This window comes from Rhodococcus sp. 05-340-2 (assembly GCF_002258915.1).
Lineage (GTDB): Bacteria > Actinomycetota > Actinomycetes > Mycobacteriales > Mycobacteriaceae > Rhodococcoides.
On the sequence record NZ_NOYU01000006.1, the window covers coordinates 16206 to 41268 of the forward strand.

Annotated in this window: 24 protein-coding genes and 1 tRNA gene; 15 read left to right on the forward strand and 10 right to left on the reverse strand. The window is 65.5% G+C overall.

Annotated elements, in window-relative coordinates; genetic code table 11:
* Positions 1 to 29 precede the first annotated feature (29 nt).
* Positions 30 to 431 (forward strand): DUF6855 family protein, encoded by a 402-nt coding sequence (locus CH271_RS01485; protein WP_094632294.1) that lies wholly within the window; start codon positions 30 to 32, stop codon positions 429 to 431.
* A 47-nt stretch (positions 432 to 478) separates the two neighbouring features.
* Complete coding sequence (locus CH271_RS29160; protein ID WP_256986128.1) at positions 479 to 2194, forward strand: HNH endonuclease signature motif containing protein; 1716 nt, start codon at positions 479 to 481, stop codon at positions 2192 to 2194.
* A gap of 232 nt (positions 2195 to 2426) precedes the next feature.
* Here the strand turns inward: CH271_RS29160 and CH271_RS01500 are convergent, their stop codons facing one another.
* Positions 2427 to 3341 carry a polysaccharide deacetylase family protein gene (locus CH271_RS01500; RefSeq protein WP_094632296.1) on the reverse strand — a complete coding sequence of 305 codons (915 nt, stop codon included), beginning with the start codon at positions 3339 to 3341 and terminating at the stop codon, positions 2427 to 2429.
* A 189-nt stretch (positions 3342 to 3530) separates the two neighbouring features.
* Between CH271_RS01500 and CH271_RS01505 the strand changes: the two genes are divergently transcribed.
* The 11 genes from CH271_RS01505 (at position 3531) to CH271_RS01555 (ending at position 15084) form a co-directional block, all read left to right on the forward strand.
* A complete protein-coding gene (locus CH271_RS01505; protein ID WP_373453608.1) occupies positions 3531 to 4136 on the forward strand; it encodes a TetR/AcrR family transcriptional regulator in 606 nt (201 codons plus the stop codon).
* Positions 4133 to 5662 (forward strand): flavin-containing monooxygenase, encoded by a 1530-nt coding sequence (locus CH271_RS01510; protein ID WP_256986129.1) that lies wholly within the window; start codon positions 4133 to 4135, stop codon positions 5660 to 5662. Before CH271_RS01505 ends, CH271_RS01510 begins: the two co-directional genes overlap by 4 nt.
* Positions 5659 to 7350 carry a GMC oxidoreductase gene (locus CH271_RS01515; RefSeq protein ID WP_094632298.1) on the forward strand — a complete coding sequence of 564 codons (1692 nt, stop codon included), beginning with the start codon at positions 5659 to 5661 and terminating at the stop codon, positions 7348 to 7350. The genes CH271_RS01510 and CH271_RS01515 overlap by 4 nt, the downstream gene beginning before the upstream one ends.
* Positions 7350 to 7985, forward strand: a complete 636-nt coding sequence (locus CH271_RS01520) for an acetoacetate decarboxylase family protein (RefSeq protein WP_094632300.1) — start codon at positions 7350 to 7352, stop codon at positions 7983 to 7985. Before CH271_RS01515 ends, CH271_RS01520 begins: the two co-directional genes overlap by 1 nt.
* A gap of 173 nt (positions 7986 to 8158) precedes the next feature.
* A complete protein-coding gene (locus tag CH271_RS01525; RefSeq protein WP_373453607.1) occupies positions 8159 to 8464 on the forward strand; it encodes a Fur family transcriptional regulator in 306 nt (101 codons plus the stop codon).
* A 91-nt stretch (positions 8465 to 8555) separates the two neighbouring features.
* Positions 8556 to 10088 carry a catalase gene (locus tag CH271_RS01530; RefSeq protein WP_371828413.1) on the forward strand — a complete coding sequence of 511 codons (1533 nt, stop codon included), beginning with the start codon at positions 8556 to 8558 and terminating at the stop codon, positions 10086 to 10088.
* A gap of 144 nt (positions 10089 to 10232) precedes the next feature.
* Positions 10233 to 10706, forward strand: coding sequence for a Dps family protein (locus CH271_RS01535; RefSeq protein WP_037188889.1), 474 nt, complete (start codon positions 10233 to 10235; stop codon positions 10704 to 10706).
* 81 nt (positions 10707 to 10787) lie between these two features.
* Positions 10788 to 11477, forward strand: coding sequence for an HAD family hydrolase (locus CH271_RS01540; protein ID WP_094632723.1), 690 nt, complete (start codon positions 10788 to 10790; stop codon positions 11475 to 11477).
* A complete protein-coding gene (locus CH271_RS01545) occupies positions 11474 to 13273 on the forward strand; it encodes a glycoside hydrolase family 15 protein (RefSeq protein WP_037187846.1) in 1800 nt (599 codons plus the stop codon). The genes CH271_RS01540 and CH271_RS01545 overlap by 4 nt, the downstream gene beginning before the upstream one ends.
* A gap of 29 nt (positions 13274 to 13302) precedes the next feature.
* Positions 13303 to 14103 (forward strand): SDR family NAD(P)-dependent oxidoreductase, encoded by an 801-nt coding sequence (locus CH271_RS01550; protein ID WP_037187847.1) that lies wholly within the window; start codon positions 13303 to 13305, stop codon positions 14101 to 14103.
* A 9-nt stretch (positions 14104 to 14112) separates the two neighbouring features.
* Complete coding sequence (locus CH271_RS01555) at positions 14113 to 15084, forward strand: LLM class F420-dependent oxidoreductase (protein WP_027494506.1); 972 nt, start codon at positions 14113 to 14115, stop codon at positions 15082 to 15084.
* 53 nt (positions 15085 to 15137) lie between these two features.
* On the opposite strand, the gene CH271_RS01560 is transcribed toward CH271_RS01555, so the two are convergent.
* The 6 genes from CH271_RS01560 to CH271_RS01585 form a co-directional block, all read right to left on the reverse strand.
* Complete coding sequence (locus CH271_RS01560) at positions 15138 to 15893, reverse strand: ABC transporter permease (protein ID WP_094632302.1); 756 nt, start codon at positions 15891 to 15893, stop codon at positions 15138 to 15140.
* Positions 15890 to 16636: an ABC transporter permease gene (locus tag CH271_RS01565; protein ID WP_094632304.1), complete on the reverse strand. Its 747-nt coding sequence runs from the start codon at positions 16634 to 16636 to the stop codon at positions 15890 to 15892. Before CH271_RS01565 ends, CH271_RS01560 begins: the two co-directional genes overlap by 4 nt.
* Complete coding sequence (locus CH271_RS01570) at positions 16633 to 17535, reverse strand: ABC transporter ATP-binding protein (protein ID WP_094632306.1); 903 nt, start codon at positions 17533 to 17535, stop codon at positions 16633 to 16635. The genes CH271_RS01565 and CH271_RS01570 overlap by 4 nt, the downstream gene beginning before the upstream one ends.
* Before the next feature lie 92 nt (positions 17536 to 17627).
* Positions 17628 to 18053, reverse strand: a complete 426-nt coding sequence (locus tag CH271_RS01575; protein WP_141217012.1) for an SRPBCC family protein — start codon at positions 18051 to 18053, stop codon at positions 17628 to 17630.
* A 116-nt stretch (positions 18054 to 18169) separates the two neighbouring features.
* Positions 18170 to 18243 (reverse strand) — tRNA-Pro (locus tag CH271_RS01580).
* 17 nt (positions 18244 to 18260) lie between these two features.
* On the reverse strand, positions 18261 to 19199 hold the full coding sequence (locus CH271_RS01585; RefSeq protein WP_037188893.1) for a metallophosphoesterase: 939 nt from the start codon (positions 19197 to 19199) through the stop codon (positions 18261 to 18263).
* Positions 19200 to 19405: 206 nt separating this feature from the next.
* Here CH271_RS01585 and CH271_RS01590 point away from each other — a divergent pair, with 206 nt between their 5' ends.
* Positions 19406 to 19870, forward strand: a complete 465-nt coding sequence (locus CH271_RS01590) for a GatB/YqeY domain-containing protein (RefSeq protein WP_037187848.1) — start codon at positions 19406 to 19408, stop codon at positions 19868 to 19870.
* 67 nt (positions 19871 to 19937) lie between these two features.
* On the opposite strand, the gene CH271_RS01595 is transcribed toward CH271_RS01590, so the two are convergent.
* On the reverse strand, positions 19938 to 22286 hold the full coding sequence (locus CH271_RS01595) for a penicillin-binding protein (protein WP_037187849.1): 2349 nt from the start codon (positions 22284 to 22286) through the stop codon (positions 19938 to 19940).
* 293 nt (positions 22287 to 22579) lie between these two features.
* Here CH271_RS01595 and CH271_RS01600 point away from each other — a divergent pair, with 293 nt between their 5' ends.
* Positions 22580 to 22903, forward strand: coding sequence for a WhiB family transcriptional regulator (locus tag CH271_RS01600; RefSeq protein WP_008712729.1), 324 nt, complete (start codon positions 22580 to 22582; stop codon positions 22901 to 22903).
* 22 nt (positions 22904 to 22925) lie between these two features.
* Here CH271_RS01600 and CH271_RS01605 read toward each other — a convergent pair whose 3' ends face one another.
* Together CH271_RS01605 and CH271_RS01610 are read right to left on the reverse strand one after the other, a co-directional pair.
* Positions 22926 to 24056 (reverse strand): ArsA family ATPase, encoded by a 1131-nt coding sequence (locus CH271_RS01605; RefSeq protein ID WP_037187851.1) that lies wholly within the window; start codon positions 24054 to 24056, stop codon positions 22926 to 22928.
* A complete protein-coding gene (locus CH271_RS01610; protein ID WP_037187853.1) occupies positions 24053 to 25060 on the reverse strand; it encodes an ArsA family ATPase in 1008 nt (335 codons plus the stop codon). Before CH271_RS01610 ends, CH271_RS01605 begins: the two co-directional genes overlap by 4 nt.
* Between the last annotated feature and the right edge of the window lie 3 nt (positions 25061 to 25063).

Sequence of the window (25063 nt, forward strand, 5' to 3'; positions counted from 1 at the left end):
TGACTGCGACAACGGAACGGACCTCGCACATGAGCAGCGGAACCACATCCGACCCTTGGGCTCTCACCACCGCCCCCGGCACCTCGGCGTACACCATGTACCGCGATCCCGACCACGAGCCGCCTGCCCTCGTATGCCAGGTGGGGACGACGACCCTGCGCTACCGCATCGAGGCAGTCGAGGACTTGCACGCGTGGCTCACCGAGCAGGCCGAGTGGGTACTGCTCGGTGCCGCGGACGAGAAGAAGTCGGCCGCTCCTGGCACGGTCGAAGCGTGGGGGCGCTCGCCCGACAATCCAGTCGGCGGTTGGTACGGGCTGAGGAGCGGATACCGCGGCCGGTTCGGGATGTACCTGCCGCCGCTACTCGAGGAGCTCGGTCTGGCCGAGCTCACCCACAATGCCCGGAACAACAGCATGCGGGCGTTGTAGACGAGTCATCGAGAAACGTGTCGGTGGGTGGGTATAGCTTTCGTGGGGTGAAGACATGGGGGGATGTGTTCGGGCTCGGGGACCAGGAATTGGTCTCCGAGCTGGCCGACGTTGCCTCCCTCGAAAATGTGCTCGCTGCAACGAGATTGACGCTGCTGGCGGAGATGGACCGACGCGGTTTGGCGATGAAGCTCGGGCACTCGTCGGTGACCCGGTGGTACGCGCGATCGGTGCGGATCACCGACGGGTCCGCTGCCCGTCAGATGGAGCTGGGGCAGTGGCTCACCGAGTGGCCGAGCGTGTCGAACGCCCTCGCAGGTGGTGACATCCACGCCGCGCATACCTCGGCGATCGCCGACGGCTACGCCACCGTGGTGGTCGCCGACCCCACCCTCGACGAGCAGCGCCGTGACGCTGTCGTCGCGGAATTGCTCGAGACCGCGATGCGCAGCACCGCCGGGCAGGTCACCTCCCGTGCGCAGGCACTGGCGCATTCGGCGGCGGACGACGCCAGAGCCCGACACGAGAAGGACCGACGCGAGCAACAACAACGAGAGCAGGAAAAGCGGGAGCAGGAGCGTCAAGATCAGGCGGGTCGGAGCGATCATTCAGCGACTTCCACCGGCAGGCTGCCCGATCCGGAACCGCCTGCACCCGAGCCTGTTCCGCCGACTCCTGCACCGCGACCGGTGGCGGAGAACCCGGACCTGAACCGTTTCGATGTCCACCCGCTTGCCGGTGGCCGCTTCCAGATCGGCGGCAACGTCGACCGGTTGCTGGCAGAAAAGCTGCTCACGGTGTTGTCGCCGTTGACTGCCCCGCGCCCGGGTCCCGGTGGTGAACGCGACCCGCGTGGTCCGTCGAAGCGGCGGGCCGATGCGCTCGATCAGATCCTCGACCGGCACCTACACGGCGGCAGCCGGGGATCGTCGGGCGGGTCGCGAGCGTCGGTGCACCTGATCGTCCCGCTGCGGGAGTTGCTCGCCGACAGTGGTAGAGGCCGATCCTCATGCGCACCAACGGGTTCGAGGCCACCCGCGGCCGATGCCATCGCGCGAACCGGTGATACCGGCACAAGTCCCAGTGGTGTTGGCGGCGGTCACGGCGTCCCTGAAAGCAGTGCTGGCGCTGACGGCGGTCACCGCGTCAGGGAGGGGGCTGGTGCTGGTGCCGATGGCACTGCCCGAACCGGTAATGCCGACACGAGTCCTAAAGGTGCGGGCGGCGGTCACTGTGTCAGCGGGAGCAGTGCTGGTGCCGGCGACAATTCACGAACCGACGATTCCAGCAGCGATGCCGGGCAGAGGTCTGCGCCCGAGCCGGGCGATGCCGAGTGGCCGTTCCACTTCGACTGGACCGGGCCGATCAGTCGCTCCCTCGCCGAACTTCTCACCTGCGACGCCGACCTGACCCCCGTCATCGTCGACCACCACGGCGTCCCGCTCGCCCTCGGCCGCACCACCCGACTCGCCAGCGACGACCAACGGATCGCTCTGACCATCCGCGACACCTGCTGCGTGATGTGCGGCCGCCCCGCACAGTGGTGCCAAGCCCACCACGTGAAATTCTGGGAACACGGCGGCCACACCGACCTGAACAACCTCGCTCTGGTCTGCGGAGAATGCCACCGCCTCGTCCACCACGGAGACTGGCAACTGTTCATGGGCGACGACGGACACCCCTACGCCATCCCACCCGAATCCATCGACCCCACACGCCAACCCATCCCCAGCTACCACCGCCGAAAACGTCGCGCAGCCTGACCGCGCATCAGTCGCGCCGCCCTAGCCATTTGCCCCTCGGATCCCTGCGCCCATCGGACATGCTTCGGCGCGCGGCCTCCCCGTGTGCACGGTGCTGTCGATCAGAACTGACGCGCGCCCGCCTATCATGCACCAGCGGCTCTCTCGCCCGATCCCTCGCCACCGCCGGGCCGGCTTTCATCATTCGGTAGCCGCCCAAATGAACTAGGTCGCTGGCGGCACCAGCGGTGAACTACCCGTCGCGCGGTGGTCGACGGCCGGTGTCTGTGGGGCCTACGAGACTGCGATAGTGCGCCGCGATCTCGCCCGGGGTGGTGAACCAAACGCCGTCACTGTTGTCGGTCATATGCTGCAGCGCCGCGCGGAACCGTCGGAGACGGTAGGGCTGTCCGGTGAGGAAGGTGTGCAGCGAGATCGCGAGCACTACGGGTTGGCGGGTCGAGTTCTCCTTCAGCTCGTCGAAGCTGTCGATGATGTTGCGCTCGAACGTTTCTGCGGTCTGGTGGTGGTGAACGAACACAGGGAGATCGTTGACCTCGTGCGGGTACGGGATGCTCAGCAATGGGCCGCCCCGGGTCTCGAGCCACACCGGCTGATCGTCGATGGGCCAGTCCAAGGTGTACTCGTAGCCGCGTTCGGCGAGCAGGTCCTCGGTCACGCGGCTGGGGTTGGCGCCGGGGCTCATCCAACCCCGAGGTGGGGCTCCTTCGTGACGCTCGATTGCGGTCGTCACCTCGTCGATGGAGCGTCGCTCGGCATCCTCGTCCAGAGCGTTCGGTTGGACGGCGTTCGTTCGTCCGTGCGCGACCACTTCGGCATCGAGGGCGCGGAAGGCGTCGATCAGCTGCGGGGCATGCTCGTACACCTCGGTGTTGACCAGCAAGGTCGGTCGAACTCCGCTCTGCTGCAACGTCTCCGCAATCCGGAACCCGCCCACCCGGTTGCCGTATTCGCGCCAGCCCCAGTTGTAGGTATTGGGTTGATCCATCGCGGGCGTGTAGCCCAGGCCGGGTTTGCCGTCGTCGTACGGAAAGTGCTCGCAGTTGACCGCGACGTACACCGCGAGGCGCGCGCCACCCGGCCAGTCGAACTGTGGCCGATCGACGATGGGGGAGTAGTCGAAGCGTCCGTGGGAGGCGAGGGGCATTGCAGCGGTATTGCCCGCGGCGAGCCGAGACAAACGGTGGTCACTGGGACTGCGTCACGGCGGCGACGAGGTCCACGATCTGCTGGTCCCGTGGGGCCTGTCGGCCGTCCTGGCGGCAGATCGCCAGCGCAATCGAAGAGGTGAACGAACTTAAAGTCAGGCTGGACTGTTTGTTGTTTTCGCGCTACTGTGCGAAGTGTGACTACCGACACAGGGCTCGACGATGCAGCTCCCACCGAGCGCCGGACGCAGGCCGAACGCACCGCGGGCACTCGGGCGAAGCTGCTCGACGCCGCGATCGATTGCCTGGTCGAACTCGGCTTCGCCAAGACCAGCACCCAGGAGATCGCCCGGCGCGCCGGTGTCTCGCGGGGCGCGCAACTGCACCACTTCCCGACCAAGGAATCCCTGTTGATCGCGGCCGTGGAGCACCTCGTCGATCGTCGTCTCTCGGAGATCCTCGAAGCCGAACCGGACCCCGAGCGAGGGCCCGAGATCCTCGCCGACGCGTTCTCCGGCCCCCTGTTCCACGCCGCGCTCGAGCTCTGGGTGGCGGCCCGTACCGACCCGGCGCTGCACGAGGCGATGATCCCGCTGGAGCGACGCGTCGCCGAGGCCATTCAGGGCGGCGCCCAGATCGTCATGGGTAGCCGGATGTCCCCCGAGTCCATCGAGCTCAGTGTCGAACTCGCCCGCGGACTGGCTGTCTCGGCGCTGTTCCGTACTCCCGAAGCCGACGCGCAACTGCGCGGGCGGCTCCTTCCCGTCTGGTCCGAAAAGGTGATGGATTCGTGAACGCAACGCTGCCCGCACACAACGCAACACTGCCCGCACAGCTAGACGTGCTGGTGGTCGGAGCCGGTTTCGCGGGCCTGGCCGCGGTGTCGAAGATCCTCGCCGACGATCCGAGCGCCGACGTGACGGTGATCGAACGCGCCTCCGACGTCGGTGGCACGTGGCGTGACAACACCTACCCGGGGTGCGCGTGCGACGTGCCGACGTCGCTGTACTCGTTCTCGTTCGCCCCTAGCCCCAAGTGGAGTCATACCTTCGCGCGCCAGCCGGAGCTGTTCGACTACCTGCGTTCGGTGGTGGATCGCCTGAATCTGAACGATCGCATCGTCACGAACTGTGAATTGCAGTCCGCGACCTGGGACGAGGGGAGCAAGCGGTGGTCGGTGCAGACGTCGCAGGGGTCCGCGAGCGTCCGGGTGTTGGTCGCCGCCACCGGGGCGCTGTCCACTCCGAAGATCCCGGATGTCCCCGGCATCGACACGTTCACCGGCACCGTGTTCCATTCGGCCACCTGGAATCACGAGCACGACCTGACCGGCGAGCGGGTTGCCGTCATCGGCACCGGGGCGTCGGCGGTGCAGTTCGTCCCCGAGATCGTCGACCGCGCCGAGCGGCTCACCGTCTTCCAGCGCACCCCCGCATGGGTGATTCCGCGCCTCGACCGCACCATCGGCCGGCTCGAGCGCACGCTCTACGAGCGAATCCCGCTGGCGCACCGAGCAGTTCGTGGTGTCATCTACGGCTACCGCGAGGCCTACGTGACCGTGTTGGCGGACAACCCGTGGCTGCTGCCCGCCGTGAAAGTGTTCGCGAAGTCGAATCTGAAGCGTCAGGTCAAGAATCCCGTGACGCGTACGGCTCTGACTCCCGACTACGCACCCGGCTGCAAGAGGCTTCTGCTGTCCAACGATTGGCTGCCGACGCTCGACCGGCCGGACGTCGATCTCGTGACGTCGGGGCTGACGTCGGTGACCGAGAACGGCGTCGTCGACGCCTCGGGCCGCAACCACGAGGTGGACACCATCATATTCGCGACGGGGTTCACCCCCACCGAGCCGCCGGTGTCGCATCTGTTGCGCGGCAACGACCGTCGGACGCTGGCGGAACACTGGGGCGGTAGTCCGCAGGCGCATCTCGGGACCACCGTCGCCGGCTTCCCGAACCTGTTCCTGATGTACGGCCCCAACACCAACCTCGGGCACAGTTCCATCGTCTACATGCTCGAGTCGCAGGCCAACTACGTGGTCTCCGCGCTGAACGAAATGAAGGATCGCAGGATCGCGGCCGTCGAGGTCAACGAATCCGCTCAGCGGCAGCACAATTCGTGGGTCGATTCCGCGCTCGACGGCACCGTCTGGAATGCCGGCGGCTGCTCGAGCTGGTACCTCGACTCCAACGGTCGCAACTCCACGATGTGGCCCACCTACACATTCCGGTTCCGCAACAAGACGCGCGAGTTCGACGTGTCGAACTATCGGCTCGTCTCCGACGCTCTCGACTCAGACAACGAGGTGGTATCCGCATGAGCGACTACGACGTATTGATCATCGGCTCCGGTTTCGGCGGCAGTGTCGCCGCGTTGCGGGCAGTCGAGAAGGGCTACCGGGTGGCGGTTCTCGAATCCGGCCGCCGATTCGAGGACGACGAGCTGCCGAAGACCAGCTGGCGTCTGCGCAAGTACCTGTGGGCTCCGGCGCTGGGTTGCTATGGGGTGCAGCGTATTCACCTGCTGCCCGATGTGCTGGTGATGGCGGGAGCCGGCGTTGGCGGAGGTTCGCTGAACTACGCGAACACGCTGTACCAACCTCCGGCCAAGTTCTTCGAGGACCCGCAGTGGGGTTCGATCACCGATTGGCAGCGCGAGCTGAATCCGTACTACGACCAGGCCCGCCGGATGCTCGGCGTCGAGACCAACCCGACCATCACCGCCTCGGACAAGGTGATGAAAGAGGTGGCCGAGGACATGGGTGTGGGGGACACGTTCACCTCGACCCCGGTGGGCGTCTACTTCGGCGATCGCGGCAAGACTGCACCCGACCCGTTCTTCGGCGGTGCCGGGCCCGAGCGCACCGGCTGCACCGAGTGCGGAGCGTGCATGACCGGCTGCCGCGTCGGGGCGAAGAACACACTCGTCAAGAACTACCTGTACCTCGCCGAACACGCAGGCGCGCATGTTCTTCCGTTGACCACAGTCGTGGACGTGCGCCCGAACGCCGGTGGCTACGACGTGGTGACGCGTCGGACCGGTGGAAAGCTGCGTCGCAAGGAGAAGACGATCACCGCGGATCAGGTGATCTTCTCGGCCGGCACCTACGGCACCCAGAAGCTGATGCTCGCAGCCAAGGAGAAGGGCTCGCTGCCGCGCCTCTCGGAGCGGATCGGTTCGCTCGTGCGCACCAACTCCGAGGCCGTGCTCGCGGCGACCGCCCGCGGCCGTGAGGTCGACTACCACGAGGGCGTGGCGATCACGTCGTCGTTCCATCCGGACGATCACACGCACATCGAGCCGGTGCGATACGGCAAGGGCAGCAACGCCATCGGCCTGCTGCAGACCGTGCTCAGCGACGGCGGCGGCAAGATGCCGCGCGTACTCAAGACTCTCGGTGTCGCGCTGCGTCACCCCGGCGCTGCGGTACGGAGCCTGTCGGTGCATCGTTGGTCGGAGCGAACCGTCATCGCGCTGGTGATGCAGACCGACGACAACTCGCTCGAGCTCGGATCGAAGAAGGGACCGTTCGGGCGCCGCCTCACCAGCAGGCCCGGCGCAGGTGATCCACCGCCGCAGTGGATTCCGCAGGGGCACGAGGCCATTCGTCTGCTCGCGGACAAGATCGGCGGTGACCCGGGCGGATCGATCGCCGAGATCGTCAACATTCCGATGACCGCGCACTTCCTCGGTGGCTGCGCGATCGGCGACTCGCCGCAGACCGGCGTGATCGACGGTTACCAGCGGGTCTACGGCTACGAGGGACTGCACGTGCTCGACGGTTCTGCCGTCAGCGCCAACCTCGGCGTCAATCCGTCCCTGACGATCACGGCCCAGGCCGAGCGTGCAATGGCGTTGTGGCCCAACAAAGGTGAGCCCGATCGACGACCCGCGGTGGGCACGGAGTATCAGGAGATCACACCCACCCAGCCGGTGCATCCGGTTGTCCCGGTGTCGGCCCCGGGTGCCCTGCGGCTCCCCCTGACCGTCGTGGGGAGGGATTCCTGATGTGGAGTGTCACCGAATCCGAGACCGAGCGCACCGACTGGCCGGTCAGTCCGGCAGCGCCGTGGCCGGCGAACGTACGCGCCACGATCTGGTGGCATCGGGCCCGGTCGTCGGATTTCGCACCGAGCGGTGCCAAGACGCTGCCGATCACGATGTGCATGGTCGTCGACTACACCACGTCGCCGGTCGGCCCGTACCGCGAGATCCTGGCGAGCCCGGCGCTGCGCCGGGACGTCGGACGCGTTCCTCGCATGGCGGTACCGTTCATCGCCGTCGATTCCGCGACGTCGGTGCACGGCGGCCGGACCAACTGGCACCTGCCCAAGGTGCTGGCCGAATTCGAGGGCGACGTGCTGGGCGAGGCCGGGGCGAGTGGCGACGAATGGTCGGTGCGGACGACGTCCCGCGCCGTGGGACCGCAGTTCCCGATGCTCGGCTCCCTCGGTTTCGCGCAGCCGGTGTCCGGCGGCTCGGCCATCGCCACCGCAAGTCTGAAGGGCAGAGCCAGGGTGGCCCGCGTCGAGGTGGACGCGAAAGGCCCGACGCTCAGTCGCTGGATGCCGTCGGGCACGTATTTCGGGTTGCAGATCGTGTCGGGGTCGATGCGGACGGGTGAAGCGCGCCTGGTCGGATAGCTACGAGCCGCTTTTCTTGACTTAGTCCAGATTAGGGGCATACTTGAGTGCATGCAGCTCACCGAACGCGTCGACCCCGCAGCGCAGTTGCGCTCGGTCGGTCTCCGCGTCACCGGGCTTGTTGCACCCCGGGTCGTTCCTGCGGGCTCCACTCCCGCGAGTTGCAGTCCTGAATGCGGTCACAGCCCGACCGCATTGGGACGCCGACTCAAGCCGTCTACGACGTGCTCAGGGCCTGCGTCGACGCAGGTCTGCTACGTCGCATCGAACCTGCCGGTTCGGCCGCGCTGTACGAGAGCAGGACGGCGGACAACCACCATCACCTCGTGTGCCGAGAGTGCCACGGCGTAGTCGACGTCGACTGTGTCGTCGGGGCTCCGCCGTGTCTCGTCCCCGAGAACACCCATGGATTTGTCGTCGACGAAGCCGAGATCGTCTTCTGGGGTTTGTGCGGCGACTGCACGAGGCATTCCGTCTGACACTGCGGTCCAGCGTACGGCCGCTCGGTTTCACAGATCTTTCGAAGAACAGCCCTCTTCGGATTCGATTCAGCCCTTCAGGAGGCTTCGTATGACCAAGCCGATCACCAACAAACCGACCACCAGCAACTCGGGAATCCCCGTCCCCAGTGACGATCAGTCGCTGACCGCCGGAACGCAGGGACCGATTCTTCTGCACGACCACTACCTCATCGAGAAGATGGCGCAGTTCAACCGTGAGCGGGTCCCGGAGCGCGTCGTGCACGCCAAGGGCGCAGGCGCGTTCGGTGAACTCGAGATCACCGGAGACATCAGCAAGTACACCAAGGCGAAGGCGTTGCAGCCCGGTGCCAAGACCGAGATGCTGGCGCGCTTCTCCACCGTCGCGGGCGAGCAGGGCAGCCCCGATACCTGGCGTGACCCGCGTGGCTTCTCGCTGAAGTTCTACACCGAGGAAGGCAACTGGGACCTCGTCGGCAACAACACGCCGATCTTCTTCGTCAAGGACCCGATCAAGTTCCAGGACTTCATCCGCAGCCAGAAGCGCATGCCCGACTCCGGTCTGCGCGACAACAACATGCAGTGGGACTTCTGGACCCTCTCGCCCGAGTCGGCACACCAGGTGACGTGGCTCATGGGTGACCGCGGTATCCCCAAGTCGTTCCGCCACATGGACGGCTTCGGTTCGCACACCTACCAGCTCATCGCCGAGGACGGCACGAAGACCTGGGTCAAGTTCCACTTCAAGACCGACCAGGGTATCGACTTCCTGACGCAGGACAAGGCGGACGAGGTTGCCGGTACGTCTCCCGACCACCACCGTCAGGACCTCTTCGGATCCATCAAGAACGGTGACTTCCCCAGCTGGACGCTGAAGGTCCAGCTCATGCCGTACGACGAGGCCGAGAACTACAAGTACAACCCGTTCGACCTCACCAAGGTCTGGTCGCAGAAGGACTACCCGTTGATCGAGGTCGGCAAGATGACCTTGAACCGCAACCCGGAGAACTTCTTCGCGCAGATCGAGCAGAGCTCGTTCGAGCCGTCCAACACCGTGCCCGGCATCGGCTTCAGCCCCGACAAGATGCTGCTCGGACGCGTCTTCTCCTACGCCGACGCGCACCGGTACCGCATCGGAGCGAACTACGCGCAGCTGCCGGTCAACGCCCCGAAGTCCGAGGTCAACTCGTACTCCAAGGACGGCAACATGCGGTACTCGTTCAACTCCCCGGAGACGCCCGTCTACGCGCCGAACTCGTTCGGCGGCCCGTCGGCGGACACGAACAAGTACGGCGACGACGGCGCGTGGGACTTCGAGCCCCGTTTCGTGCGCACCGGATACATCGAGCACCCCGAGGACGGTGACTTCGTACAAGCAGGAGCCCTGGTCCGCGAGGTCATGGACGATGCGCAGCGCGAGCGTCTCGTCGGGAACATCGTCGGACACGTGCTCAACGGCGTCAGCGAGCCCGTCCTGAGCCGGGTGTTCGAGTACTGGACCAACGTCGATGCAGAGCTCGGCAAGAAGGTCGAGGAAGGTGTTCGGTCACAGCAGGACGAGACCGCACCGACCACGGGTGCAGGCGCGATCGACGATCCTTCCGACGAGGCCGCGAAGGTCTGATCCGATCGATCCTGGGATCGGCGTCACAGCGATGATGGCGTCGATCCGGAACAACGCGTGGCCACATGCCGTTGTGTAGTACAGACGAAAGAACAATAATGGTGTGCGATGCATACCGTCGTCCAACGGCAGGGAGGCCACATCATGACGAACCCCATCACCAGCACCCTCGACGCAGGTCAGCAGAAAATCGCCGGCGATGCGCTTCAGGGAACCGTGGTCGATCTCATCGACCTCTCGCTCATCGCCAAGCAGGCGCACTGGAACGTGATCGGCAAGAACTTCCGGTCGGTGCACCTCGAGCTCGACGAGTTGGTCACGGCCGCACGTGAATTCACCGATCAGGCAGCCGAGCGCGCCACCGCTATCGGGGTCAGCCCCGACGGCCGCGCAGCCACCGTCTCCTCGACGGCAGGCACCAAGGGCTTCGGTGCCGGATGGACTCAGGACAGTGAGGTCGTGCCTGCCGTCGTCGACAACCTCGCCGCGGTCGTCGAGCGTCTTCGCGGACGCATCGCCGACACCGGCGAAGCCGATCCGGTGACGCAGGACCTGCTCATCGGCATCACAGCTCGGCTCGAGCAGTTGCACTGGATGTGGCAGGCCCAGGCCAGCTGACCTTTCTTCACTTCGACAGGCCCCTCGCACTCAGCGGGGGGCCTGTTGTTTGCCTGCACCACCCCCGGGTATCCGATGTTCATGCCTGTTACCGAGCCGAAAGTCGACGCAGTTCTGCTCGACATCGACGGCACCCTCGTCGATTCCAATTACGTGCACGTCGACGCCTGGTCGCGGGCCTTCCGTGATGCCGGCCGCGAAGTGCCTTCCTGGCGCATTCACCGCTGCATCGGGATGGACGGCTCCAAGTTGCTCGAGACGCTCGTAGGATCGTCGGACAGTGCGCTGGCCGGCGAGGCGAAGAAGCTGCATGGTGAGTACTACGCGGCCGCTTCGGCGGATCTCGAAGTACTCCCGGGTGCCCGTGAATTGTTGGCGGAGTTGAACTCTCGTGGAGTCACTGTGGTGCTGGCCACCTCGGCTCCCGAAAGCGAGCTGTCGACGTTGCGCGACCTGCTCGACGTCGAGGATTCCGTTGCGGTGGTGACGAGCGGCGAGGATGCCGAGGTCGCCAAGCCGGAGCCCGACATCATCGCGGTTGCGCTCGAACGGTCCGGCGTCGGCGCCGACGACGCCGTCATGGTCGGCGACAGTGTCTGGGATATCGAGTCGGCCGGTCGCGCGGGCGTACGCGCCATCGGTGTACGCAGTGGCGGTATCTCGCGTGGTGAGTTGCTCGACGCAGGCGCGGCAGCGGTGTTCGACGACCCGGCGGATCTGCTGGAACACGTCGAGACCAGTCCGATCTTTGCTGGAAAGGCAAGTGTTTGAACGAGTTCCGTAAGCCGTGCCCAAGGGTCGACGGTTACGTCCCCATCGAGAGTTACGGAGCCATCGGCGACGGCCGAACTGTGGCGATGATCGCCGACGACGGCCGGATCGACTGGTTTCCGGTGCCCAACCTCGACTCGCCGCCGCCGTTCGCGGCGTTGCTCGACGCCGGGAACGGCGGATACATCGAACTGATGCCGCTGGCAGAGTTCACCGTCCGGCGTGAATTCGTCCCCGGGACAAACGTTCTGAGTACTACGTTCCGCACCGATACCGGCTCCGTTCGGATCACCGACTCGTTGAACACCGGGGTCGCCGGGCGTCTTCCGTGGGTGGAGTTGGCCCGCCGGGTCGAGGGGCTCGACGGCACCGTCGAGTTGTCATGGTCCGTGGCACCGGGCACGATGCTCGGCATCGCGTCGCCGTGGGCGTACGACACCGAGCACGGCACCGTTCTGCGGGTCGACGGATTGACCTTGGCGGTGCGGACTCTGGGCATCGAGAACGTGCGCGTGGCGGACCGCGACATCGGTGGGGTGGTCTCCACGCAACCGGGCTCGCGGCACGTGCTGGGCGTCGTGGGGACGGAGAACGAGCCGCTGCCGTTGCCCGATCCGCAGCACCTCGACGAGGGTATCGACCGGACCATCGACAACTGGCGCGTCTGGTCCGACGAGTTCTCGTACGAAGGTCCGTGGGCGGAGCATGTGGCTCGCAGCGCGCTGGCGCTGAAACTGTTGTTGCACAGCCCGTCCGGTGCGATTGCCGCCGCCGCGACGACCTCGCTGCCCGAGAACCGGACCGGTGGCAAGAACTGGGACTACCGCTACGCGTGGGTGCGCGACGCCGCGTACACCATCCGTGCGTTGCAACGGTTCGGCCTTCGTGAGGAGATCCATGCTGCGGTGGCGTGGTTGCTGAAGGTGATCCGTGCCAACGACCCGTTGGTCAACGTCTTCTACACCCTCGGCGGTGAATTGCCCGGTGGCACGGAGCAACCCGACGTTCCCGGCTGGCGGGGCATCGGGCCGGTGGTCAACGGCAACGCTGCGGCGGATCAGCTGCAGTTGATGATCTTCGGCGACCTGTTCTCGATCATCCGGCAGTACGTCGACGCCGGAAACATCCTGGACGCGCAGACCGGTCGACTGTTGGCCACCATCGCAGACGAGGCCTGTGATTCGTGGCAGCGCAAGGACGCCGGCATCTGGGAGCTCGAGGACGAACAGCATTACACCAGCTCCAAATTGGGCTGTTGGCAGGCGCTCGACTGCGCGGTGCACCTCGCCGAGGCGGGGGAGATCCCGGGCATACCGGATCGATGGAAGGCCGAGAAGGAACGCATCCGGCACTACATCGAAACCGAGTGTTGGTCGGACGAGCGGCAGGCCTACCTCGCGTACCCGGGTGCCGACGGGCTCGACGCATCCGTGCTGTTGGCCGCCGAGATGGATTTCGATCGTGGAGAACGTCTTTCGTCCACGATCGATGCGCTCGGCGAAGAACTCGGTGCCGGACCGCTGATGTACCGCTACAGCGGGGTATCGAAGGAAGAGGTGACCTTCGTCGCCTGCGCGTTCTGGCGGGTGTCGGCGCTGTCCTGCGTAGGCCGAGACGACGAAGCCACCGCCCTGATGGACCAGTTGGTGGAGCTGTCCAACGACGTCGGGCTGTACAGCGAAATGATCGATGCTTCGGATGGATCGTTTCTGGGTAACTTCCCGCAGGGCTTGAGCCACCTGGCCCTGGTGAATGCGGCGCTGACCATCGCGCGCTCGCACGACGCCACAGCCTGACATCAACCTCTAGCGCAAAGTGGGATCGTATGGATCTGGGAATCGACGGTAGAACCGCGCTGGTGACCGGGGCAGACTCCGGCATCGGCTGGCACACCGCGAAAATGCTGTTGGCCGAGGGTGTTCGGGTCGTCATCAGCGACAAGGATCAGAGCTCCCTCGACGAGGCTGCAGCGCAACTCGCAGCACCGGAGGGGCAATTGTTCGCATTCGCTGCGGACGTGACCGACACCGAGGCCGTCGAGAATCTGGCCGCACGCACGCAGCAGGCCGTGGGCGACATCGACATTCTCGTCCAGTCCTCGGGGGTGACGGGTGCCCAGGGCCTGTTCCACGAGATCGACGAGGAAGGGTGGCGTTCCACCCTCGACATCGACCTGATGGGACCGGTTCGGCTGCTGCGGGCATTTCTTCCTGCACTCCGACGCGGCGGCTGGGGGCGCATCGTGTTGCTGACCTCCGAGGACGCGGTGCAGCCGTACGACGACGAATTGCCCTACTGCTCGGCCAAAGCGGGCGTTCTGGCTCTCGCCAAGGGGCTCTCGCGCAGTTATGCGTCGGAGGGATTGCTGGTCAATGCGGTTTCTCCCGCGTTCATCCATACCCCGATGACCGACGCGATGATGGACAAGCGCGCCGAGGAGAAGGGCACCGACCGCGACGGTGCCATCGAGAGCTTCCTCGACGAGGAGCGTCCGTACATGGAGCTCGGACGCCGAGGCGAACCCGAGGAAGTGGCCTCGGTGATCACGTTCCTGTGTTCGGATCGCGCGTCCTTCGTCAACGGATCCAACTACCGAGTCGACGCCGGTTCCGTCGCAACAATTTAGGAGAACAGCATGACCAATTTCGGATACACGTTGATGACCGAGCAGAGCGGCCCGAAGGAGCTGGTGAAGTACGCCGTCGGAGCCGAGAAGGTCGGCTTCGACTTCGAGGTCAGCAGTGACCACTACTCGCCGTGGCTCTCGTCGATGGGTCACTCGCCCTACGCATGGACGACTCTGGGTGCGGTGGCTCAGGCCACCGAACGCGTCGAGTTGATGACGTACGTGACGTGCCCGATCATCCGGTACCACCCGGCCGTCGTCGCGCAGAAGGCCGCCACGCTGCAGATTCTGGCCGACGGACGCTTCACCCTCGGCCTCGGCAGCGGGGAGAACCTCAATGAGCACGTCGTGGGCGAAGGCTGGCCGTCCATCGACAAGCGGCAGGACATGTTCGTCGAGGCGCTCGAGATCATCAGGGCACTGCACGCCGGTGGCTTGGTCACCTACGAGGGCAAGCACTTTCGCGTCGACTCCGCGCGGATCTGGGATCTGCCCGAGGGCGGTGTGCCGATCGGTATCGCCGCCGGCGGCGAGAAGGCCGTCGCTCGGTTCGCGGAGTACGGCGATCACCTCATCGCCACCGAGCCGGACGCCGATCTCGTCAAGGCATGGTCGGACAACCACGAGGGCCCGGCGCGGTCCATCGGCCAGATCCCCATTTCCTGGGACCCGGACAAGGACGCGGCCATCGATCGCGCACACGATCGCTTCCGTTGGTTCGCCGGCGGCTGGGCCGTCAACGCCGATCTGCCGACGACGGCCGGTTTCGCCGGAGCGACCAAGTTCGTGCGGAAAGAGGATGTGGCCGACACGATCCCGTGCGGACCGGACCTGGACGCGATCGTCGAGGCCGTGAAGCCGTACTGGGAGGCCGGGTACACCGACATCGCCCTCGTGCAGGTGGGCGACGAGACTCAGGAACGTTTCCTCGCCGAGGCCGCAGGACCGCTGTTGGAGAAACTGCGCGCTGCGTCCAGCTGACTCGACGTTTCACGAGGCCCCGATCGAGAGCATCCGATCGGGGCCTCGAGCTGTCAGCGGACGTGGATGTCCTTGCGGTCGAGTGCCCTGCCGGCAGATGCGACAACCGAGACAGTGAGCAGTGCCGTGGCCGTCAGGACCGACAGTGCGGCTCCGGTGGTCAGCGAACCCGAGTCACCGAAAGTTCCGGAGGCCAGTTGGGTTGCGCGAGTTGCCAGGGCATAGGGCAACAGGAAGATTGCCCCGGTCACCTCGGCGGTGAGGAGGAACACCGATATACCGGCCCCGACGAGAGCGATGGCAATCGGCACCGCGAAAGACCTGACCGCCATCGACAGACCGGATTGCAGAGCCGCCACCGGTATCGATCCCACCACGACGAGTGCACTGGTCGCGAAGAGCTCGGAAGGAAGCATGCCGTCGAGCGAGAAGACCACCTTGCCGAGAACGACGACGGCTGCCAGCATGACGATGTTCATGACCGCGGTCAGCGTTGCCACCACGGCCGTCTTGGCGATCACGATGCGCGTCGACGGAACCGGCCCACTCATCAGGGCATTCCAGTTCCCTCCTCGGTGTTCGGATTTCCACGCCAGCGAGGCCAGTACGGCAACGCCGAGTGCGAGTGGGAACAGGCCGTAGAACACGACTGTGCGCAACCACAATGTGCGCCATCCCTCTGCCAACTCTGCGCCCGACGCCATCGTGTTGAACGTTCCGACCCCCGCGATGATCAGAGGGAGGAGAACGACGACCGCCCATGCCTGCGAGCGCCTGAGCTTGATCATTTCCGCTGAAAACCCATTCATGCTCGTACCTCCTGTCGATCGAGTCGAACGGTCATGAGCCAGAACAACACTGCCCCGACAACTCCGAGGGCGACGATGCTGGCGTAGGACGGGTTCAGTGTCACCACCTGCTCGCCTCGGTAGTCGGCGGCCGACGCCAAGGAGTAATACCCCCACGGCGTCAGGTGTGCTGCCCAGGAGGGGAATCCGGAGGCGCAGATCGCGATGACGGTACCCACGATGCCGATTCCCAGCGCGACCAGTTGGTTGTCCACTCGCGCTGAGATCACCAGGTGCAGACCGAGTATCACCAGGTTGGCCGTCACCGCTGCCGCCGTGTAGCCCAACCACAGACCGGCGGGCATCGGTTGGGTCACCCCGATGGCGGTCCCCAGAAATACACCTGCTGCGCTGGCCGCCACCGTCGCGCCACCGACGACGAGGCCCGTCGAGATGAGCTTCGCCCGCACGAGGGCTCCGCGGTCGGCTCCATTGGTCTGGTTCAGTAACCAGCCGTTGGACTGGTGCTCGACTTCCACTGTGCGGCTTGCCATCACTGCGATCAGCAGTGGTGACGCGATGGGGACGGCAAGGGACAGACCGGCCAGTGGCAGTGCCCAGGAGACCGCGGTCGAATCGTTCGACGTCGCCGCGGTGAGAGCGCCGACGAAGGTCAACCCTACGATCGCGGCGACCAACAATGCGGCGATCGCGCCGATGTGCAGGTGCCTGAGTTTGGCGAATTCGTTGCGTACGGTCGTCACAATCGGCCACCCTTCGTCAGATTCATGAATACGTCTTCGAGCGACTGATCGTCGCGCCGAACGCCGTAGACGCCTGCGTTTGCGCCGACGAGTTCCGCCACCACCTGTGCGGTACTTCGATCGTCGATGCCGGACAGCCTCAACGTGTGGTCGTCGACCTGCACCGGGATCTTCTGTTGCAGAACCGAACTCGCGCGGACGGGATCGATCGCGTCGATGAGCACGTCCGGAGTGGAGGCGGCGAACAGCTCGTCGCGGGTGCCTTGGAAAATCAGGCGGCCCTGGCTCAGGATTCCGAGCATGTTCGCCGTCTTGTCGATCTCGCCGAGCAAATGGCTCGAGACCATCACTGTCACACCGTGTTCGGCGAGATGACGGAGCAAGCCGCGGATCTCTTCGATTCCGGCCGGGTCCAAGCCGTTGGTGGGCTCGTCCAGGATCAGAAGTTGTGGCTCGCGCGCGAGTGCCATCGCAATGCCTAGGCGCTGTTTCATTCCCAGCGAGTAGTTCTTCACCTTCTTGTCGAGGTGTTCCTGCAGACGGACGGTGGCTACTGCCCGCTCGATCTGTTCGGCGTGCAGCCCGAGAGAGCGCTGCACGATACGAAGGTTCTCCGCACCCGTGAGATGTCCGTATCCGGGTGGAGATTCGATGAGTGATCCGATGTGTGAGAGCATTTCGCGGCGGGTGCCGTGATTCATCGGTTTCCCGAGGATCTCCACCTCACCGGAGGTCGGTCGGATCAGGGACAGCAGCATTTTCATGGTCGTCGATTTGCCCGAACCGTTCGGACCGAGAAAGCCGTAGACGCAGCCCTCAGGAATGCGAAGGTTCACGTCGTCGACGACGGTATGCGTGTCGTAGCGCTTGCCGAGGCTGTGAGTTCTGACGATGTCCATACCTCGACGGTCCCGCATTCGGCGGCGAGAATCGTCGGTCGCGAGTATGTCCGGTGTCCTACTCGGGTATGACTTGCCGTCGGGTGGCGGTACTACGGTGCGAGAGACGACAGATTCTTCGAGATGCTCGATGTCAGTGCCTTGCCGACGATCGCTGCGAGTCCGGGGACGGGCGCGTCGAATCCGATCGTGTAGTCGAGTTCGGTGCCGCCGTCGGTGGTGGGGGTGAACTTCTGTACGCCCCAGTGGCCGCGTAGCGGGCCGCCCTTGGTGATGCGGTACTCGATCAGCGAATTGGGCTCGGACGTGATCGTGGTTTCCTCGAACGCGGGCAGCGGCCCGAGTTTGAGGCTGCGGGTGGAGCCGACGCCGTTGCGCGATGTGTCGCCGTCGCGCACGCGGCCGATCTTCGCCAGGAACAGCGGGCCGAGGTTCTCGTGCTCGGACAGTGCCGCGAACACGACCTCGGGGGGAGAGACGAACCGGTGGGTGACGTGGACGCGGGTCGGTGTCGGCATGGGTCGTGAGATCCGTTCGCTGGGGGTCGACAGAGTCGACTCACAGTAGCCGTCCACCGCGCAAAAAAGGGACCCACTCGATCGAATCGAGTGGGTCCCTCTTCGTGGTCCAACTGTCGGGGTGGCGGGATTCGAACCCACGACCTCTTCGTCCCGAACGAAGCGCGCTACCAAGCTGCGCCACACCCCGTGTACCGCTGGAGAAGTCTAACTCACGACTGCCTCGGAACGCGAAACGCCCTCGTCGGAGACGTTTTTCGGACCCATTCTCGGGGCTGGAGTCAGCGTGATCAGAGTTGCCTCGGGCCGGCAGCAGAACCGTGCAGGCGCGTACGGCGACGTTCCGATGCCCGCGGAGACGTGCAGCTGGGTGTGTGCGCCCCACTTGGACGGACCCTTGACCCGTGAACGGTCGATCTCGCAGTTCGTCACCAGAGCGCCGTAGAACGGCAGGCACAGCTGCCCACCGTGCGTGTGACCGGCGAGGACGAGGTCGTAACCGTCCTGGGCGAACTTGTCCAGGACGCGCGGCTCCGGCGAATGCGTGATGCCCAGGCGCAGGTCGGCCAACGGATTCGGCTGGCCGGCGATGGTGTCGTATCGATCGCGCTTCAGGTGGGGATCGTCGACGCCTGCCGACGCGATCCGCACCCCGGCCACCTCGAGTTCGCGACGCACGTGCGTCACGTCGAGCCAGCCCCGTTCGGAGAACGCGGCCCGCAGATCGCGCCACGGCAGCGACTCGCCCGTCGTGCGCTTGTGGTTCTTGTCGAAGTACTTGAACGGGTTCTTCGGCTTGGGCGCGAAGTAGTCGTTGCTACCGAACACGAACAGGCCAGGGCGGGCCAGCAGTGGTCCCAGCGCCTGCACGACGCTGGGAACGGCGCGCTGATGCGAGAGATTGTCCCCGGTGTTGACGACCAGATCGGGGTCGAGGCGGTCCAGTTCACGCAGCCAGTTCTGCTTCATCCGCTGGCCCGGCATCATGTGCAGGTCGCTGATGTGCAGCACGCGCAGGGTCGCCGAACCCGGCTCGAGCACCGCCATCGAAGTCTCGCGGAGCGTGAACGCGTTCCGTTCGATGAGGGTGGCGTATCCGATGCCCAGCGCTGCGGCTCCGGCCGTCCCGATCACGGAACTTCTCAGCGGTGCCGCTCTGACGACATCTCGCGCCTGCTCTGCGGCGGAGCGAAGTTGCGTGGAGGCACTGCGAAGTTGTGTGGAGGCACTGCGCAGCTGCGTCGAGGTGCTGAGAAACGAGGGACTGAATTGTGCGGACACCTCATCCACGATACGGCAGCAACCGGATATGGACGTGCGAGCCGACGACTGCGCCGCGTAGCGTTTCCGCCATGTCCGAACTCAAGGCTCGCCTCCGTACCGACCTCACCGCAGCGATGAAGGCGAAGGACAAACTCCGCCTGGCAACGCTGCGCATGATTCTCGCCGCCATCCAGACCGAGGAGGTCTCCGGCAAGGAGGCCCACGATCTGACCGACGACGACGTTCTCAAAGTGCTTGCCAAGGAAGCGAAGAAGCGCGGCGAATCGGCCGAGATCTACACCCAGAACGGCCGCGGCGAACTTGCGGCGAACGAGCATGCCGAAGCGCAGATCATCAACGAATACCTGCCCACTCCGCTCACCGACGAGGAACTGGCCACCATCGTCGACACCGCGATCGCGCAGGTTGCCGAGGACCTCGGTGAGCGACCGGCGATGAAGCAGATGGGTCAGGTCATGAAGATCGCGTCGGGACTCGCAGCGGGCAAGGCCGACGGATCGCGACTGTCGAAGGCTGTCAAGGACCGCCTGTAGTGCGCTCCGCGCAGTGGTGCGGTCATGTCCCCCCCTAGGGCACTCAACCGCACCACTGCCGCAGGCACTAGCGAGGTGCCGTCAACCCGGGGATCGCCGGAATCTGGATGCCCGGCGGTAGGTCCGGAATCTGGATGTTCGGCAGCGCGGGTGCCGGAGCCGGAGCAGGTCGAACCGAACCGTCACTGACGTAGATCGTGATGTTCGATCCGGGGACCGCCGAGCCCGACGGCGACGTCGACACCACGGTGCCGCGCGCAGCCTGGTCGGCCGTGGTGGCCACCGTCACCTGGAAGCCCGCACCCTGCAGGGTCGAGGTCGCCGACGACTGGCTCTGGCCGGTGACGTCGGGAACCTGGCCGTTGGCCGAGCCGCGGACATACTTCTGGTCGACGGGTGGCAACGCGACGGGGCCGAAGTTGTTGGCAATCGGGGTCATGGCGTCGAACCACGTCCGCGCCGGCTCGTTACCGCCGTACAGGTTGCCCGAGCTGCAGGGCCGCAGCGGGAACGAGCAGATCTCGCTCGGCGTCGGGGAGTCGCCGTAGGTGTAGACGGCGGCGGCGTAGTTGTTGGTGAACCCGAGGAAGCCCGAGGATCGGTTCGACTCGGTGGTGCCGGTCTTGCCGGACATCGGCAGGGTCCAGCCGGCGGAACCGGCGGCGGACGCGGACGTGCCGCCTGCCTGGTCGTCCTTGCTCATCGCGTTCGCAAGGGTGTTCGCCAAGCCGGGCTCGACGACCTGCTCGCAGGCCTGGTGCGCGACCGGAACAGGCTTGCCGTCGCGGTCGAAGATCGAGTCGATCGGGGTGGGCGGGCACCATTTGCCACCGGAGGCGAGCGTGGCGGCCACGTTGGACAGTTCCAGCGGGTTGACCCAGGTGGGTCCGAGGGTGAACGAGCCTAGGTTCTGGTCCTTCTGGAAGTCGGCCATGGACTGTTCGGTCCCCGACGAACCCGGGTCGTTGTAGGAGCGCAGACCGAGGCGTACGGCCATGTCGACGGTCGGCGTGACACCGACCGATTCGATCAGCTTGACGAACGCGGTGTTGGGAGACTGCGCCAGCGCGTCGGTGATGGACAGCGCGGGTGGGTAGTTGCCCGCGTTCTCGACGCAGTAGGTCGCTGCCGGGCAGTTCCTGGCTCCGCCGTCGCCGACGCCCTTGACCTCGACGCGACGAGGAACCTGCAGCGTCGCGCTGGTACCCAGTCCGCGCTCCATCGCCGCGGCCGTGGTGAAGATCTTGAAGATCGATCCCGCTCCGTTGCCGACGAGGGAGTGCGGTTGCGGTTGCACGGTCTCGTCGTCGTCGGCGTTGAGGCCGTAGGTGCGGCTGCTGCCCATCGCGAGAACTCGGTGCTGGTCCTGCCCGGGTGCGACGACGTTCATGACAGTGGCGACGCCGTCGAGGGTCGGGCTCGTGTTCTCGACCAACGCGGCCTTGGTGGAGTTCTGCACCGCGGGGTCGAGCGTCGTACGGATGAGGTACCCGCCCTTGTCGATCTGCTCCTGGCTGATGCCGGCGTCGGCGAGGTACTGCAGTGCGTAGTCGCAGAAGAATCCGCGGTCACCCGCCGCGATGCAGCCGCGGGGCAGGGTCTGGGGCACGGGCAGCACGCCCAGTGGCTCGGACTTGAGTGCCTCGAGCTCCGACGCGCGTTCGGGGAGGTTCTGGATCATCGTGTCGAGCACGGTGTTCCGGCGCTCGAGTACGCCCTCCTCGTTGGTGTACGGGTTGAGCGCCGAGCTGGACTGCACCATGCCCGCGAGCATCGCGGCCTGGACGGCGCTGAGCTGGCTGGCGTCGATGCCGAAGTAGGTCTGGGCCGCGTCCTGGATGCCGAAGGACGCGTTACCGAACGGCACCAGGTTGAGGTACCGGGTGAGGATCTCGTCCTTGGTCAGTTCTTTGTCGAGCGTCAACGCCATCCGGATCTCGCGGATCTTACGAGCGGGCGTCGTCTCGATGGCCGCGCGGCGCTCGGCGTCGGTCTTGGCCACCACGAGCAGCTGATAGTTCTTCACGTACTGCTGATCGATGGTGGATGCGCCCTGCTCCACCTGCCCGCTGGTGGTGTTGGTCAGGAACGCTCGGAGCGTGCCCTGCCAGTCCACACCCTGGTGCTCGGCGAAGCGGCGGTCCTCGATCGAGACGATGGCGAGCTTCATCTCGTTGGAGATCTGGTCGCTCGGCACTTCGAATCGACGCTGCTCGTACAGCCAGGCGATGGGGTTGCCGTTGACGTCCGTCATCGTCGAGACGGCAGGCACCGCGCCTTCGACCAACTCGGCCGAGACGTTGTCGACGGTATCGGCGGCGCGGTTGGAGGCGTACCCGAACCCACCGGCCAAGGGGAACATCACGCCGGCGAGCAATGCACCGGCGAGTGCTGAACATCCGGCGAGCTTCGCCACGGTTTTTCCAACTGACACAGAGCACAGCGTACGTGGGCGCCGCTCGGACCGGCAGAGGCCTGCACGCACTGTGTGCTGCGCCCCTGCTCGGGACGGCCGTACCAGAAATGTGACCCCGCCGTCTTGCATTCGGGGCTCGCTTTACCTAAATTATGAGCACGGTGTGATTCGCATAACACTTGATAATGAATGTGGGGCAGCTCCTAGAATTTGTGCTTCGACACAGAGGTACAAACCGCTTCGAGCCTCCGGGACGTCCAGCGAGGACGTCCGCAACGCAAAGGGGTATCCGCATGCACACGACAACCGCGCCGACGCGACTCGATGTAGAAGAAGCAGAAGCACGCATCGCCTGGGTGTCGCACGCCCGTTGCAAGGGCACTGACCCGGACCAGCTCTTCGTCCGGGGTGCAGCACAGCGCAAGGCTGCAACCATCTGCAGGCACTGCCCGGTGCTGATGCAGTGCGGTGCGGATGCACTCGACAACCGCGTCGAGTTCGGTGTCTGGGGCGGCATGACGGAACGCCAGCGCAGGGCGCTGCTCAAGCAGCACCCCGAGGTCGACTCCTGGTCCGAGTTCTTCGAGACCCAGCGCCAGCAGCAAGCAGCTATCTAGCCGCTTGCCGGGCACGGCCGATTCAGGCTTTGCGGGTCAGCTGATCGGCCACTGCCCGCAGCGCGGCGAGGTCGGAGACCTCGAACGGCAGAGACGGAACACCGACGATGGGCACGCGGGGGTGCGCACCGGTGAAGCGCTTGAGCAACCGCACCTCACGCGCTGCCGTGACGGCACGCTGGGCATGGATCCGGAGGACGGCGGCGGTCAGATCCGCGCCGGGGTCATCGATTCGATCGAGCAGATCGGCTGCCGTCGCGGCGTGATCCGCCTGCACCGTCGACAACGTCGGGTGCGTTCGATTCACCACCAAACCGGCCAGCGGCATCTTCTCCGCGGACAATCGCTCCACGAAGAACGCCGCCTCGCGCAGTGCGTCGGGTTCCGCGGCAGCGACTACCAGGAAGCTGGTGCCGTCCTCGCGCAACAACTGGTAGGTACGCGTCGCCCGCTCGCGGAAGCCGCCGAACATCGAATCCAGCGATTGAACGAAAGCTGAAGCGTCGGAGAGCATTTGGCTGCCGATGACCGTGGAGACGCCGCGCATGGCCAGGCTCATCGCGCTGGTGACCACGCGAGTGATGCCGCGACCGGGAGCGGTGAGCAGCCGGATGAAACGGCCGTCGAGGAACGAGCCGAGTCGCTGCGGTGCATCGAGGAAGTCCAGTGCGTTGCGCGACGGCGGAGTGTCCACCACGATCAGATCCCACGACGAGTCCAGGGACAACTGCCCCAACTTCTCCATCGCCATGTACTCCTGCGTGCCCGAAAACGACGACGCCACAGTCTGATAGAACGGATTGGCCAGTACCTGCTCGGCCTTCTCCGGCGTCGAGTGCTCGATGACCATCTCGTCGAACGTGCGTCGCATGTTCAGCATCATCGCGTGCAGTTCGCCCTTGGCACCGGCACCCAACTTCACCGGCTGCGGGCTGTTGTCGAGATCGCCGAGACCGAGAGCCTGAGCCAGGCGTCGGGCCGGATCGATCGTCAGGACCACCACGCGCCTGCCCTGCTCGGCAGCGCGCAGTGCCATCGCGGCCGCGGTGGTCGTCTTACCGACGCCGCCGGCCCCGCAGACGACGACGATCCGCGAGGTGGGATCGGTGAGAATGCGGTCGACATCGAGTTCGGTTGCTACTGGTCGAGTCATCGGACACCCTGTTCTGCCAGCTTGGCGGCGAGCTCGTACAAGCCGCCGAGATCGACACCGTCCGCCAACATCGGCAACGACATCCGCGCGACGTCGAGTTCGTCGAGCGTGGTTGCACTCTCCACCTGAGCCGAGAGCGTCGCCGCGTGCTCGATCGATTCGGTGAGCAGCCCCGCGAAGTCCGCCTCGGACAGCGTGATTCCGGTCTTGGCGAGACCGTCCTGGATGGCGACGGCATCGATCTCGCCCTCGGCGATGGCCTCGAGGGACCCGGCAGGAAGGTACGTCGGTTCGGTGCGATTGACGATGACCGTGCCGAGTCGAAGATCCGCTGCCTCGAGCTCACGCACCGCGTCGGCCGTCTCCTGGACCGGCAGAGCCTCGAGCAGAGTCACCAGATGCACGACGGTGTCGGCCGAGTGCAGCAACCGCACCACGCCCTCGCTCTGCGAACGAACCGGTCCGCCCTTGGCCAGGTCGGCCATGGCCTTGGTGACGTCCAGGAAGTTTCCGATGCGGCCGGTCGGCGGCGAGTCGACGACGATCTCGTCGTAGATGCGGTTGCCCTTCTTGTCGGTCCGCACCACACATTCCTTGACCTTGCCGGTCAGCAGCACATCGCGCAGACCGGGTGCGATGGTCGTCGCGAACTCGATGGCACCGATCTTGCGCATGGCGCGGCCTGCGAAGCCGAGGTTGTAGAACATTTCGAGGTATTCGAGGAAGGCGGTCTCGATGTCGATGGCCAGTGCATAGACCTCGCCGCCGCCGTCCGCCGAGGCGACGCGGGTCTCCTGCGGCGGAAGCTGCGGCACATCGAAGAGCTGCGCGATGCCCTGTCGGCCTTCGACCTCGACCAGCAACACCCGTCGGCCGCCTGCCGCGAGCGCAAGCGCCAATGCGGCGGCGACCGTCGTCTTGCCGGTCCCGCCCTTACCGGACACGAAATGCAGCCGCGCGGCATCTGCCTTCGCCGGCCATCCCTCTTCGTTCGCTATACCCACACC